The following is a 13,463-nucleotide window of genomic DNA, read 5'->3' on the forward strand; positions in this document are numbered from 1 at the left end:
CTATTTAAGTTTCTGGCGGGAAGTTTTGCATTATAAAGTGGTAAACTCGATGGCAGAAAATATTATCGACTTCTCGGATATAGTGGACAAGCAGGTTTACACGGAGAAAGGCTCCTACTGCGGTGAAATCAAAGATGTAGAGATGCAGCTCGGCAAGTTCGCAGTTAGAGCTGTAGTAGTAGCTGCTGAGAAAGGCTCTTACCTTGCCGAGAAAGTTGGAGGCGCAAAGAACGTTGTCATCCCGTACCGGATGATTGACTCCATCGACGACATCATCATCATGAAGGATTTCGAGACAAATAACGCAGAAGAAGAGGAGTAAAAAAGAGGAGAAAAACACCATATTTTTCTCCCAAAAAATTTTTTCTAAAAAGATTTGATCCTGAGGCCTCAACAATCAATGATTAATGCAGTTGTAGGCCTTGGATACGAAGTAGTGAGGGAGACATGGTACGTCACCAGTATACTGGCCAAGTACTTTCTGGCGGCTACACTGGCTCTTTTGATCTATCAGAAAAACTTTTCAGTGGAAAAAGTTGAAGAGAAACTTCTTGAAAACGGTAAAGAATTCGTACTCGCGTGTACAGGCCTTGGAGTCATATCATTCGTTCTCAGCCTGGAGTTGAGGCCTTTCCTGCCTTTTGTCAGCCAGTTTATCGCGGTAGCCTATCTAGGTTTCCTTTTCTGGAAGTACTGAAAAGAAATTTCTGCGAAACAAAATTTTTGAGGCCTGGAAAAAATTTTTCAGGAAAGTTTTTCGTCCACTTCCTCGTACCATTCCGATATAGTCTGGCGTGTAAGTTCCTTGATATCCTCCCATGGAAGAGTTGTGTACACGTAGTAGACTGTTTTCTCGGTCTTGCCTTCTCTCAAGATCAGATCTTTTTCCAGCATTTCCTGTAAAGCTCTCTGGACTGTTGAACGGCTTCTTTCTACCTGATTCCCGATCTGTTTTACAGTCAACTGGTCGTTGCGTAGTTCCTGAAATATCTCCTTCTGGAGGTCGTTCAGTTGAAAAGTCTCGAAAACAATCTCGTCAGAATCCTTCCCCTCCAGATCAAGCACACTCATACACTAGAGAGGATAAACAACAGTAAAAAATGTTTCACTCCTCAGAAAGAAAAAGGCAGGAAACAGTAGAGAAAAAACAGTAAAAAATTGTTTCACCCTGAAGTCGGCGAGCCTTTCTCAGAAATCCGGGACCGGTACTTTTCCAGGGCCTCATCCAAGGCCTCTTCAGCATCGATATCCAGTGACTCTGCCACAGCCAGTAGCGAGAAAAATACGTCACCGATCTCATCCTTTTTGACATCCAGTTTTTCAGGCCTCTCACCGTATCCCGCAGATTCCGTGGCATCCTTCGCAACTTCCCCAACTTCTGATACAAGATCCAGAATCCTGAACTCTGCCGTCCCATCCAGTTCATGCTTCTGTATGAACTCAGCTACTTTCTCCTGCTCCTTCATACTTCAGGCCTCCGGCAGATCCTTCACAAGATTTACAGCGGCCTCTACAGCTGCAGCACCGTAGTCAGTTCTTTCCGAGGCCTCCTTTGAATTCATCCCGGGGCCTGTTACGCCAAGTGTCACAGGAGTATCACGTTCAACACTGATATCTGAAAGCTTGTCGGCTATAGCATCCCCTATCACTTTATCGTGATCAGTATCGCCTTCAATTATCGCTCCAAGGACAGCTACTGCATCTATTTCTTCTTTTCGAGCTAATCTGTCCGCTGCCAGCGGCGCATCGTATGCTCCCGGAACTAAAACTTTTTCAGCGATTTCTGCATCAAGTTCATCTGCTTTTTGCTCGGCCTCTTCTTCCATCTTCTCCGTCACTCCACGATTAAATTTTGCAACTACAAGCCCTAGTTTCATACAGAAACTTTTGCCGCTGTAATCTTAAATCACGTTTCCAGTATACCCTTCCTGGCCGCGTGGAAAAGATACTCCTGCGCGTATCCGGCATCCTCCCCGAAGTACTCCCGTACATTTTTGGAAATCTCCTCGTAATCATCGGAAAAAAGTTCAGGATACTGTTCCTCAATCAACTGGGAGGCCCACGTATCTATCGGATAGGCCTCGTAGAATCCGAGCGAAAACAAAAGTACACAGTCAGCTACTTTGTCTCCGACGCCGTAAAGATTCTTCATCTCCTCACGGGCCTCCTCGTATTCCATACCTCTTACTTCTTCCGGATCGAAATCTGTCTCCTGTAAAATCTTCACTGTCTCAACGATGTACTTCGCCCTGTATCCGATCCCGAGATCCCTTAAGTCGTCTTCAGAGGCCTCTGCAAGTTCCTCCAACGTCGGGAATCTTCTCATCTCGATGCCATCGATCATTCTTGTCTCGCCAAATTTTTCAGCCATCTTGTTATGCATCTCCTTGATCCTTGGAATCCTCATCTGAGGAGAACAGAGATACGAGATCAGACACGGGAAAAATTCGTCCTGTATAATTCTCAGGCCCCATAGCTCTTCCCTGGCCTTCTCCAGCTTCCGATCATCTGGAAAAGTGGAGAAAATTTCCTGGAGATCTCTGTCAAGGCCTACAGCCTCTTCAACTTCCTCTCTCGGTAGTTCTGTCCTGGCGACAAGGCCTTCATCCGTATCTTCGATTATTATCGGCTTGTTTTTTCTGAAAGTATAGAAATGCGGCTCTCCGTCCTCGTAAAGAGTTCCAGCGACACGATGCCAGCAAAAGGTCTGGCCACACGTCATCGTCAATTCAAGATCAAAATCTTCATCATCAAGAACGTATCTTTCCACAGAAAACAGTTGGAACAGGAAACTATTTTTACCTGAGGCCTCAGGAAGATTTCCTTGAAGTCACGTGGAGGCCTCTCTTTCCTGTCCTGTAGATGTACTGTATCTCAGATACTGTTAGAGGCCTGTTGTACAGTCTTATTTCACTGAGTTCTCCGCTGTAGTATGCTGTGGTCTCGTTTGTCGTCGAATCATTGGACTGAGCCATTCTTCCGAACTGTAGGTTGCCGCCGGTATCATGGTTCTGGGCGTTCCAGTTCCATGTATCAACTAGTTCTCCGTCAACGAAAGCTCTGGCCGTTGAACCGGAATCGTTGAAAGTGGCTGCGATGTGATGTAATTCTCCGTCGTTCACAGTTATCGTGCTTACTGTGTGTTCATAGGTCGAGTCGCCGTTCATAAATCGTAGATAACCATTGCCATCCCTGTTGACCTCCGCTTCGTACACCGGCTGCCAGTCGTTGACAGGATTTTTCCTGATAAAACCTCCTCTACCGGAAGTCGAAGTTCTGATCCAGAAAGACATTGTCAGCTCTCTTCCTTCAAGAGAAAGCTCTGGAGAGTCAGACACCTCAACGAAATCGTCCGATCCATCAAAGCTGTATGCGTTCTGGCCGTGGAGGCCTGAAGCCGTTCTCGTAATACCTCCGTTCAAAGTGCCATGATTCTCATTAGATGAAAAATCCTTTGCGTCCCCGGAGCCCTCATTTAGAGGCCAGTATCCAACTAACACCATATCAACGGAATCGCAGAATATTTTTCATAGAGGTTTTCACGTCACGTTTATGACTATACTATCGTTTTCAGGCCTGAACTTTGCGCCTTCCTTTATAGTCACTTTTTCAGCTGTTATAGTGAATCCTCCTGTCCACAGGCCTGAAATTGCGGATTTATTGAATATGTTAAGTTGTGCAGGAGCTGATAAAGCACCTACATCAGCTTTTTGCTTCGCCTGGAAGATTTCCTGTATTGAAAAGCTCTTGTCTGAAATCTGTTTTGAACTGTTCAAAATACATTCATTTCTTGGGCCTCTCAAGTCGCATAAACTGGAGACAACGGTTGAAAATTCCCAGTAAGGTGACTGGATGCTGGAGAAGCCGTCTGTAACTTCTACATACCAGTAGTATGTTTCATTTGTTTCAAAATCAGCGTAGTTTACTTCAGGCCTTGTGTCAGATTCAACATTTGTCTTGCTTCCAAGAGAGTATGTTTCTGGCTTTTTTTCGCATAAAACTGTCTGTTCTGCGGAGTTGCTGCACTGGTAGTCGTTCCATTTACCTCCCGAGTACATCTCTGCACAGTCTTCACCGTTCTGATTGTTAGGTTCGTTGCTGCCCCAGTTCACGTAGCTTGAGGAGCCGTTCTCCCATTCAAAGTTTCCTTCTGATGCTCTGTCATTGTATCCTATCCATAGATCTCCGCCGAACTCCTGATTTATCGCATCATTTTCCTCGGCATCGTTGATAGTTACGATATGGCCTCCCTGAGCTTTGCAGTAGTCTACTCCATTTGTCCAGCTCTGAGTTGATTCGCTTTCATTATAGCAGACTTCATCTATACGCGTCCAGCCGGAAGGACAGTCTCCAAGCGCCTTGAAACTTACATTCAGCTGTTCTCCATCCGGATCCGAGACGTTAACCGAGAAATCTACAGGCATAGAAAGATTTTCTGCCCCGTCCTGAGGACCTGGATCAAAAACGTCAGGAACGCCAATAGTTATACTTGGTTCCGGTTCCGCCCTGTCAACACTGTATCTAAGGCCTGAACTGCCGGATGAAATCCTCCACTGGCCTCCCCATCCGCCTGTATCTTCGTTCACCATCATCAGGACAAGATTCCTGCCCTGATCCAGCGTAGCTGAGAAAGTACTGTCATCTACGGTGAGGCCTTGATCATCACACTCCTGATGCTCCAGATTCCCATTAATCCATACTTTTCTCGTGTCATCTGAACCTACAGAGAAATCAACAGTACGAGTATCAGGACTCCATATGTAGGCCCCTATAAATCCTTCTGAGCTGGACTGATCGCTGCCCCATACAGTATCGAAGTCAACCTGGTACTGGCTGTAACCTCCGTACACACCGGAATTAGTTGTATCAATCGCTTTCCAGAAACTTCCAGAATCCCAGTTAGAGCTTCCTAGAGTGGAGGATGCATGAGGCCTGTCTGTTGCAGGATCAAAGTTGGCATCTAGCGTACAATCTACATTTCCTCCTGCCCATTTCATCCCTATGAACTGGTCTCTCGTGTATCCTCCGGAAGTAAGAGTTCCTGAAGGAACTGTCTGGCTGAAGCTTGTCTTTGAAGATGCCTGCGGATTATCGTAGTAAACATATACGTTCTCTGTTGCACCTGCACCAATATCCTGCACATTAACTACAAGATCCGTGGAATCAGTGTTACAGCCTGATTTTATCCAGTAGTCAAGTGATGTGCTGTCATCAGTGTCAACGAACCTGAGATCGCTGCAGTCGTTCTGAAGACTACCTGAATCCACAAGAGTCGCTGTATCTATAGTCATCCTCACCGGATAGTTGGAAAGTGTTCTCCCAGAGTTCTCTGTAATCTCTATTGTTTTCCTGTCGTTCCAGCTATCATTCCACCAGGAAGCAGATAGAGGCAGAACTAGAAGTAGTAAAATCATAACCAAGAATATTCTCGGGAATTTCTGCAGTATTTTCCGGCTGTACGACATTTTAATCCTTCTTGCTGTATTTCTTGAATCCTGTCTTTCCTTCCTTCTCCTCTGAGGCCTTGCTTTTAGTCTTCTTGGCCTTTCTTTTGAGATAGCTCCGGCCGCATTTATGGCATTTCACACGCTTCTGGGCCTTACTTCTCTGGCGGTACCCGCAGTCAGGACACTGGTAGTACACCATGTAGAGAGATTTAATTCGGAACTGTAAAAACGTAGCGGTGAGTTACAGGAAATCCGAAATATTTTTCCCGGATGCGGAAGAAATACCAGTTATGGACCAGAAAATCAAGAAAGGAGGCCTGATAGGAGTAATATTTGCGTTAATAGCATATGTGATCGCGCTCCGTAACGGATTCAACCAGTCAACTTTCACACTTTTTCTCTACCTGTATGTAGGCCTTGGCGTAATCGCTTCCCTGGAATTTTCTGATCTCCAGGCCCGTGGATTTCTGGACAGAATAGTTATAGTGGCAGAGGATGAGGAAAAGAAGCTGAAGAAGCTTTTCAGCGACGAAGAATACAGAATCGACGGCACTGTAGAGAAAGTCTAGTGACTATCCCTATCGATGACAACACCGTCACTGTCCTCAAGAACTGCTCTATCCGATGTCTCATCCCAGTCAACACCTGTACCGTACACATACCCTGAGTCCTCTTCCTCGGAGACATTAAGCGCGTCTTCGGCAGCAGTGTACACGAACAACTGTTCTCCTGGCTCCAGAACAATATTTTCAAACGTATAGGAATCCGGATCAGAGTTTGTCAACGTCCAGCCATCAAGATCTATCTCCCTGTTCTCATCATTGTCTATAACAGCTCTTTCATCTTCATCGGAGGCCTTTGAACGTGTTATCCTTACATCGACTTCAGGAGTCATCTCGTTTCTTACTCTGGCTCTGTAATCATCCATACTTTCCTTCATAGACTGCATCCTGTTTTCAAGAACAGTCCTGTTCGCTCCCTTGAAACGGGAGACAGATAATCCATCTTTCAGGCCTTCGACAAGAGTTCCTGCCGCCATCTCCAGAGTATATATTCTTGAAGTATTGTTGACTTTCAGAGTCAAAGTTCCTCGCGGAGTAGAAAGTTTCTCGATCCTCTGGAACGGATTTTCTTTAACAGTATAAAGAGAGTCGCTTTCCTCTATAGAGGCCTTTGAGAAATCCTCTGCCTCAATATCCACATCGGTCTGGAGATTTGAGGTATCAGAAACCATAGGCGTTGATTCAGAGCCGAAATCAACGTTTTGAGATGCCGTAGGAAAAGCTAGAAGAGCTGTAAGGATAAAGGCAGATATGATAGCTCCTGTTCTATCCGAAGCCATCTCTAACATTAAAACAGAGTTTCCTGATTAAAAATTATTGGCCTCTACTCAACTACGTTGAGAGAAATCCTGCCGTCTTCAGGCCTGAAATATGCACCAGAAGTGAGAACCAGTTCCCGGGATGAGAGATTGATGCTGCCTCTCCACAGGCCCGAGATCGTGGATCTGTTATCGACATTTATCGCTCCTGAGGCCTCTGTTGAGCTTATATCAGCTGATTCTCTGGCAATAAATATAGAGTTGAATGTGAAGTCTTCCCCTGATATATCTCTTGAACTGTTTATTATGCATTCGTTCACAGGGCCTCTGGCATCACATATATCCACAGAGGCCTCAGATCCTATCTCTATCTGAGGTTTGCTGGCCACATAGTTTCTTGTTCTCACCCAGTCATAGGATGTGTCCGTGGTTGTTGGGTCAGAATCCAGTGAGAAATGTCCGAGGCCTATGACAAAGTTTGAATGCTGTGAGGTGAGATCTCCTGTGCACGAGACACGGTTATCATAGTTTAGAGCTGTCTGGACTTGTGATCCTGTATCAGTTATACTGTAGATGTAGTTTTCTCCAGTAGTGGCTGTGAAAGTGCTGACTCCAGAACAGATATTGTATGAAGTTGTATCGCCGTTCCCTGTCCATGTTGAAACTTGTCCAGATGTCTCATCCGTAATGAAAAGTACATTTGCATTGCCGTTGCTGTTGCTTCCTGACATAGTGCCGCTGTCAGCTATCATAAGGCCTGAGTGATCTCCAGAGATGCTTGAAGTATATTTTAGCCGGGCCTCTACTACAGTTCCTGGCTGTGAGACTTCTTCAGTAGCCGAGTGAACGTTTCCTGTAGTTATTTCCAGTCTGCCGTTTGATTCTGTAAGTGCATCGCCGCTGTTGTAGTCAGTCCACTGGTCTGAAAGCGTACCGTCATTGAAACCGTCGAAAACAGGGAAAGTTGCCTTGCCGTTGCTTCCTGGAGAGGCCTCCGGATTGCCGTAGTATGCGTATATTGTTTTCTCGGCTCCTGCCTTTAGTTCAGGGAGTTCTACCCATACCGTGGTAGATTCTGTGTTGCAGCCGGATTCTATCCAGTAATCCATGGATGTATCGTTATTTCCTGCAAACCTCAAATCCTGACACGAGGCCCGCATATTACCGCTGGATATCATTTCAGAAGTATTTAACTCCAGTTTAATCTGGTGATTACTGAGATCCTGTCCTGAAGTCTCTGTAACTGTGATATTTTTCCTGTAATCCCAGCTGGAATCCCACCACGCTGCAGATACAGGAACGGAAAGCATCAGCACAGCAACCAAGGCAAAAATCGCTGAAATTTTCCTGTTATTCATGGAACACACGGATATAGAAGAGATCACTACAGCTTAATGATTTTTCCCTATACCTTTGAGACTTCATTAGAGATCTTGATAGTTCTCCATAAATACCGTGAGAATCGACTTCATCACTCCGAATATCACGGGGCCTATGAACAGGCCTGGAGCACCGAGGAGCACCACCCCACCTATAACACCGAGTATAATCAGAGCAGGATGTAGATCAGCCGAGCTCTCGACAAAAAGAGGCCTCAGGAAGTTATCACTCAGGCCTACAGCTATGAATCCGTAAAGTGCAAGCATTATACCTGAAACAGGATCTGTTAAAGCCAGATACCCTGCTGCAGGAAGCCATACCAGCATAGATCCTACTATAGGCAGGAGGCCCAGTATCATCATTATGAAAGTCCAGAACACATAGTTTGGAACACCGAAGAAAGCCAGTCCTACACCTGCTATGATTCCCTGTGCTATAGCTACAAGTATATGGCCTTTCATAACAGCTGAAGTAGTCACTGACACTTCTCTAAGCAGACTGTTTTCAAGACTCTCCGGTAAAGGTGAAACATCTTTCACCCATCTTACAAGCCTTCTTCCATCTTTCAAAAAGTAGTAAACAAGGAAAAGCATCAGTGAAAGGCCTATCCCAACGTTTGCAACTATGTTGACCACTCTTGAGAAGCTTCCCAGTGTTGCAGAGCTGAATTCCTCTACTGCGCGGGCAAGATTGGATTCTATATCGATCTCCTGGCCTGTAAGCCTCTCAATTTCATCCTCTATAGATGTGAGATTTATTGTATCTGTAGTATTGATATTGTCAACAAGATCTGTCGCATCGTCTGCTACAGCCATTCCTCCAAAAATTATCGGCAATACCGCCAAAAGTATAGCTGAGACTGTAAGAACTGCTGCCGAAGGCCTTGCACCTATCTTCTCCTGTAGGATGAAATGAGGCCTTCTCAGTATAAATGCCAGGATTGTTGCGCCCAGTATGTAAGTGAGAAATGGCATAAGCATGAGGCCTACAACAGTTCCAAAAATACCGATAAGGAACAGCAGGAAGCCTTTTCGCTCGTTCATACATGATTTTTTGATGTCTAAGCTAAATAAAGACTCCGATACCTGAGAAAAACAGTATAGATGGAACAAGCAGAACTGCCATACAGACTCTTCTGTTACCTGTCTCCAGAGCAGCGTAACCGATCATAGAGGCTGTAAAAATTACAACAAGACCTGTAAATCCTGTCACGGCCGCAGAAATAGCTACCAGAATTACAAGAATTGTAGGGAAGATTTTTGACAGCGAAATATTCTCCAGCAAATCCGTGTAGAGGCCTGAAATCTTCAGGGCCAGTAAGGCAGATACAGGAACGGAAATCAAAGTCACCAATATCACGAGATCTATATTTACCTGTGTTGAGAAAAGCTGGAGCGCCACAGAGACCCCGGAGCGTGCATTCCCAAGTATCTGTAGAGTAAAGATGGAGAAGATGATATCAGTAGTATTCACGGCTCCCATGGAAGACATGAATTTTCCTGATGAATCATTCATGAAAGGTGATACGAAAGCTGTCGATACAGCAGCGCCTATACCAGGGACCACTCCTGCAAGAAATCCTGCTGCTGTTCCGAAAATACCTCCGGAGAATGCGTTAATTTTATCGATTTCAGGTCTGTCCTGATCCGGTATCTCAAAACTTTCCTCCATAGATCGGATTATGGCAGGTACTGCGAAAAGGCCTGAAAACAGCGGTATGAAGATGAAATTCTGATTAACAGGTACTTCAAAACTGAGGACTCCAAGGACACCAGAGAAAAGTGCTATTAGAAATGCTTCAGGCCTGTCATCCGAGTCCAGGACTACGAACAAAAGGAAGAAGACCAGGATATACTCCATAAATGACTCTATACTCGAGTAAAGGCCTTCAAGGAAGAAAAAAGAAAGCAGAGCAACAGCCAGCACAGGTACAACAGCTGAGAGAGCTCCGTACACCGTGTAGTGAAATGATTCAAGGCCTTTTCCCTGCTGTACTGCGGATTTTCCGTTTATAGTGGAAAGTGCGGACTCTGCATCAGGCGATGAGAGAAAAATCGCCGGCAGAAAATCATGGAAAGTATGGGACACAGATATAGCAGACAGGAATACGGCATAGGCACCGAGGCCTGTTCCAGAGCCAAGATAGAAAGGTACGGTAGTAAATATCACAGTGTTTGGATGTATTCCCGGGATAAGGCCTGTTGCCACTCCCGCTGCGATCCCCAGTGCCGAGAAAAGCAGTAGCGTTACAGGTTCCGTGATAAACTGTTTTTATCTATCGCCGATTTAAAAAAAGTGCGTGAACAGTTCTCTAGTATGTTCGGCGGAAACGACATGGCGAAGATGATGAAGCAGATGGGCGTCGATATGGACGAGTTAGACGCTGAAAAAGTCGAAGTTCATCTTGGAGGCAAAAAGCTTGTCTTCAAGAATCCTGAGCTCTCAAAGATCGATGCACAGGGCAACGAAATCTTCCAGTTAAGAGGAAGTTACAGCACTGAAGAAAAAAGCAGTGTAGAAGAGGAAGACATCGATCTTGTAGTCGAGAAGACAGGTGCTTCAAGGGAAGAAGCAGAGCAGGCTCTTGAAGAAAACGACGACGTTGCAGGCGCAGTAATGAGCCTCAACTAGTCACCCATCACAGATCCAAATTCTTTTCTTTTCAAAAATATTCTGAAGGCCTCTACTTCTCCATATGTTCAAGGATCTTGGAGTATGCAGGCCTTGTGATAGTTATTCCTACAAGGATTCCAAGTATTGTTGTAGTTGCGAACTCTGTAATCTGCTGTAGAGATGAAAGAGGGAATGTTGTAGCGAATGCTCCTACTGTAAGCGCCATTGCTCCTACGGCAATATAGTGCCTTCCAGCGCTGCTTTTGTACTGGCTGTATCCTATCAAGCCTAGTCCTGCTGCTCCCACCATCATTGCAGAGAATCTTGGTGAGAGTATTGGCACCATCGCTCCGATTGTGGAGGCTGCAGAAGTGAATATAACGAAGAAAGCTGTCTTCATCCTCTGCTTCCAGTCCTTGACTGTTTTCCTGTCGGATTCATCTGTTATAATTATCTGGTCGTCTACTCCCGTACCTACCGCAGCGATTATTCCTGCTATCGCTGAGAGGCTGAGTGTTGCAAAGCTTGTGAACCAAAGGCCTAGAAGTATGAATACCTCTGAAGCACCCGTCAGGACTATAGGTGCGACAAGCTTTGGATTGCGGTATCTTACAAAGATGAGCACTCCTACAGCGAGCAGTGCTCCGATTATCGATAGAATTGAAGCTGCCATGAACTGGCCTCCGAGCGAGCTTCCGAGGCTTGATGTGCTGACGATTTCAACAGGCTCTGGAAGCCTTCCGGACTGAAGTAAGGCCTCGATCCTGTTCATTTCCTCTCTGGCAGCTCCTCCAGAATCTCTTGAGATGGTTATACTTGGATTGGTTATTGTGTTTCTCTGGAATTCTTGAGATACTGTGAATCCTGTGATGGCTTCGCTGTCGATGAATATCGTCAGTTCTGCCGGGCGACCGTTCTTCATCTGAAGGGAACCGCCACCGCTTGCTGAAGGAGACACATCATAATTATTGGCTACATCCATCAGTCTCTGGGCGGACGTCTGTGAAACAGTTAGAGGTATCTGCCCCTGATATGTATTCTGTGCTACCTGGCGGACAGCAGACTGTGAAGTCCTTACATTGAGTATATCTGTGTTATCGTAGATCTGGAACTCCATTCTTGTGTATGAACCGTTCTGACCGGCGTAGTATACTCTTGTGTCCCCGAGCTCCTGATGATCTCCCTGTTCCAGAGTCTTATTGTAGTATTCCAGGCCTGAATCTGTGTAACGACCTATACTTACTGTTGAATCATTGTTCTTGACGAAACGGTATGTATCAGATAAAGTGAAGTTGCCCGAGTCTGAGAAAAGATATGGCATCCGGGCCTCAAACGCTCCTTCTCGGGAGATAAGCTGCTGCAAACGAGTGTTGTTCTGTTCAGAAGTTGTAACGCTGATTCGATGTCCTGTACCGATGTCTATAGTATTAATAGTGGTTTCTCCGAATCCTATCTCATTTACACGTGTTCTGAGGATTGATGCGATGTTCTCAACCAGTTCCTCCGATTGATTCTCGGACTGAACCTTTAGAAGGAGCTGTGAACCTCCAGAAAAGTCTATACCCATGTTATCTTCAAGGCCTGTGAACTCCAGATTGTAGTTGCCGTTGTTCGATGTGTATGTTGGCTGGAGGCCTGCTACGGAGAAAGCAAGGACTACAAGCAACAGTATTACACGCCATTCCTTGAGCATATTTTTTACGGCCATGGGATCACCTCACGAAGATCAGGTACATTGAAGTCTCCTTCAACATACTTTTTCAGTATGAATGCGTTGCCGAACCAAGTGAACGGCATATCTGCCAGAAGGCCTATCACCATGACTGATGCAACGGCTGAAAGTTCTGAAGGCCCTACAAGAGCCATGGAGATAAAGTACAGAAGTGTGAAAGCTGCTATACCTCCCGAACTCATAGTTACTCCCGTCTTGACTGAGCTCCAGATCCTGTCACGCAGAGAACCTCTCTTCTGCTTCAGAACTCTTGAAGACAGAACAATATCGGTATCAACAGAGTATCCGATAAGCATCAGTAACGCCGATAGAGAACCGAGCGTCATCGGAATATCAAGAAGCGACATAGCCGCTATAGTAAATATTATATCTGCAGACGCCGCAAGGACGACAGCAAATGCTGGCACAAGATCTCTGAACGAGGTGAAAATCACCAGGCTCATGATTGTAAACGCTAGTATAAAAGCCCATACGGCCTGTATGAAAAATGTTTCAGCTACTGCACTGGTGGCAAAGTAGAACTGCTGGACATCGACATTAAAGTTCTTTATCGAGTTGTTCTCAAGGAAAGATTCGGCTACAGACTCGTTTTCCAGCTGTGGAGGCGGCACTGTAACTCTAAGTATAGGCCCGCTTTCAGTTTCCTCTCTCAAAGCACTTGTACCAGGCCTTCCCTGAGAGGCAAAAATCTCTTCTATCTGTACCGTATCGAACTCTTCCTGTATATTATATGTTACTTCTGTTCCTCCCGAAAAGACTACTCCTCTGTCGACAACGTTACCGTTAGCTGCGTACTGGCCTCCTATAACAGCTAGAGACAGCACGAAAAGTAGAACCGGGATGATAAACCAGCGATCATAATCCGCATAGATCCTGTTAAAATATTCCTCTACGTTCACTAAACGAAATTTTCTCCTGTAAACATTTTAAACTCACCGGAGATTTTGAGGCCTCTGAAGAAAAATCTCGG

At 45.4% G+C, this 13,463-nt stretch carries 17 protein-coding genes; 4 read left to right on the forward strand and 13 right to left on the reverse strand.

The window, feature by feature from the left end:
• Nucleotides 1-49 precede the first annotated feature (49 nt).
• Both ACK3SF_RS05700 and ACK3SF_RS05705 read left to right on the forward strand, forming a co-directional pair.
• The gene (locus ACK3SF_RS05700; RefSeq protein WP_414837734.1) at nucleotides 50-322 is read left to right on the forward strand and encodes a PRC-barrel domain-containing protein; all 273 of its coding nucleotides are present in this window, start codon (nucleotides 50-52) and stop codon (nucleotides 320-322) included.
• Between the two features lie 78 nt (nucleotides 323-400).
• The gene (locus ACK3SF_RS05705) at nucleotides 401-697 is read left to right on the forward strand and encodes a hypothetical protein (RefSeq protein WP_414837735.1); all 297 of its coding nucleotides are present in this window, start codon (nucleotides 401-403) and stop codon (nucleotides 695-697) included.
• Nucleotides 698-744: 47 nt separating this feature from the next.
• On the opposite strand, the gene ACK3SF_RS05710 is transcribed toward ACK3SF_RS05705, so the two are convergent.
• The 7 genes from ACK3SF_RS05710 to ACK3SF_RS05740 all read right to left on the reverse strand — a co-directional run bounded on the left by ACK3SF_RS05710 (nucleotide 745) and on the right by ACK3SF_RS05740 (nucleotide 5,646).
• On the reverse strand, nucleotides 745-1,071 hold the full coding sequence (locus ACK3SF_RS05710) for a helix-turn-helix domain-containing protein (protein WP_414837736.1): 327 nt from the start codon (nucleotides 1,069-1,071) through the stop codon (nucleotides 745-747).
• A 92-nt stretch (nucleotides 1,072-1,163) separates the two neighbouring features.
• The gene (locus tag ACK3SF_RS05715; RefSeq protein WP_414837737.1) at nucleotides 1,164-1,466 is read right to left on the reverse strand and encodes a MazG nucleotide pyrophosphohydrolase domain-containing protein; all 303 of its coding nucleotides are present in this window, start codon (nucleotides 1,464-1,466) and stop codon (nucleotides 1,164-1,166) included.
• A 3-nt stretch (nucleotides 1,467-1,469) separates the two neighbouring features.
• On the reverse strand, nucleotides 1,470-1,877 hold the full coding sequence (gene ribH / locus ACK3SF_RS05720) for a 6,7-dimethyl-8-ribityllumazine synthase (RefSeq protein ID WP_414837738.1): 408 nt from the start codon (nucleotides 1,875-1,877) through the stop codon (nucleotides 1,470-1,472).
• Nucleotides 1,878-1,906: 29 nt separating this feature from the next.
• Entirely contained in the window at nucleotides 1,907-2,770 is an 864-nt protein-coding gene (locus tag ACK3SF_RS05725) for a DNA-3-methyladenine glycosylase family protein (protein ID WP_414837739.1), read from the reverse strand.
• Nucleotides 2,771-2,810: 40 nt separating this feature from the next.
• The gene (locus tag ACK3SF_RS05730) at nucleotides 2,811-3,503 is read right to left on the reverse strand and encodes a LamG domain-containing protein (protein ID WP_414837740.1); all 693 of its coding nucleotides are present in this window, start codon (nucleotides 3,501-3,503) and stop codon (nucleotides 2,811-2,813) included.
• Nucleotides 3,504-3,539: 36 nt separating this feature from the next.
• Nucleotides 3,540-5,414: a DUF2341 domain-containing protein gene (locus ACK3SF_RS05735; RefSeq protein ID WP_414837741.1), complete on the reverse strand. Its 1,875-nt coding sequence runs from the start codon at nucleotides 5,412-5,414 to the stop codon at nucleotides 3,540-3,542.
• 52 nt (nucleotides 5,415-5,466) lie between these two features.
• A complete protein-coding gene (locus ACK3SF_RS05740) occupies nucleotides 5,467-5,646 on the reverse strand; it encodes a hypothetical protein (RefSeq protein WP_414837742.1) in 180 nt (59 codons plus the stop codon).
• A 37-nt stretch (nucleotides 5,647-5,683) separates the two neighbouring features.
• Here ACK3SF_RS05740 and ACK3SF_RS05745 point away from each other — a divergent pair, with 37 nt between their 5' ends.
• Complete coding sequence (locus tag ACK3SF_RS05745) at nucleotides 5,684-6,016, forward strand: hypothetical protein (RefSeq protein ID WP_414837743.1); 333 nt, start codon at nucleotides 5,684-5,686, stop codon at nucleotides 6,014-6,016.
• On the opposite strand, the gene ACK3SF_RS05750 is transcribed toward ACK3SF_RS05745, so the two are convergent.
• From ACK3SF_RS05750 to ACK3SF_RS05765, 4 genes are all read right to left on the reverse strand, one after another.
• On the reverse strand, nucleotides 6,013-6,789 hold the full coding sequence (locus ACK3SF_RS05750) for a lamin tail domain-containing protein (protein WP_414837744.1): 777 nt from the start codon (nucleotides 6,787-6,789) through the stop codon (nucleotides 6,013-6,015). The genes ACK3SF_RS05745 and ACK3SF_RS05750 overlap by 4 nt on opposite strands.
• 44 nt (nucleotides 6,790-6,833) lie before the next feature.
• Nucleotides 6,834-8,126 (reverse strand): DUF2341 domain-containing protein, encoded by a 1,293-nt coding sequence (locus tag ACK3SF_RS05755; RefSeq protein WP_414837745.1) that lies wholly within the window; start codon nucleotides 8,124-8,126, stop codon nucleotides 6,834-6,836.
• A gap of 66 nt (nucleotides 8,127-8,192) precedes the next feature.
• Nucleotides 8,193-9,191, reverse strand: coding sequence for an AI-2E family transporter (locus tag ACK3SF_RS05760; RefSeq protein WP_414837746.1), 999 nt, complete (start codon nucleotides 9,189-9,191; stop codon nucleotides 8,193-8,195).
• 22 nt (nucleotides 9,192-9,213) lie between these two features.
• Complete coding sequence (locus ACK3SF_RS05765) at nucleotides 9,214-10,410, reverse strand: tripartite tricarboxylate transporter permease (RefSeq protein ID WP_414838369.1); 1,197 nt, start codon at nucleotides 10,408-10,410, stop codon at nucleotides 9,214-9,216.
• A gap of 54 nt (nucleotides 10,411-10,464) precedes the next feature.
• Between ACK3SF_RS05765 and ACK3SF_RS05770 the strand changes: the two genes are divergently transcribed.
• Nucleotides 10,465-10,779: a nascent polypeptide-associated complex protein gene (locus tag ACK3SF_RS05770; RefSeq protein ID WP_414837747.1), complete on the forward strand. Its 315-nt coding sequence runs from the start codon at nucleotides 10,465-10,467 to the stop codon at nucleotides 10,777-10,779.
• Nucleotides 10,780-10,831: 52 nt separating this feature from the next.
• On the opposite strand, the gene ACK3SF_RS05775 is transcribed toward ACK3SF_RS05770, so the two are convergent.
• Together ACK3SF_RS05775 and ACK3SF_RS05780 are read right to left on the reverse strand one after the other, a co-directional pair.
• Nucleotides 10,832-12,469, reverse strand: a complete 1,638-nt coding sequence (locus tag ACK3SF_RS05775) for a hypothetical protein (RefSeq protein WP_414837748.1) — start codon at nucleotides 12,467-12,469, stop codon at nucleotides 10,832-10,834.
• Nucleotides 12,460-13,392, reverse strand: coding sequence for a hypothetical protein (locus tag ACK3SF_RS05780; RefSeq protein WP_414837749.1), 933 nt, complete (start codon nucleotides 13,390-13,392; stop codon nucleotides 12,460-12,462). The genes ACK3SF_RS05775 and ACK3SF_RS05780 overlap by 10 nt, the downstream gene beginning before the upstream one ends.
• Nucleotides 13,393-13,463 lie beyond the last annotated feature (71 nt).

The sequence above is a fragment of the Candidatus Nanosalina sp. VS9-1 genome, assembly GCF_047555085.1.
Lineage (GTDB): Archaea > Nanohalarchaeota > Nanosalinia > Nanosalinales > Nanosalinaceae > Nanosalina.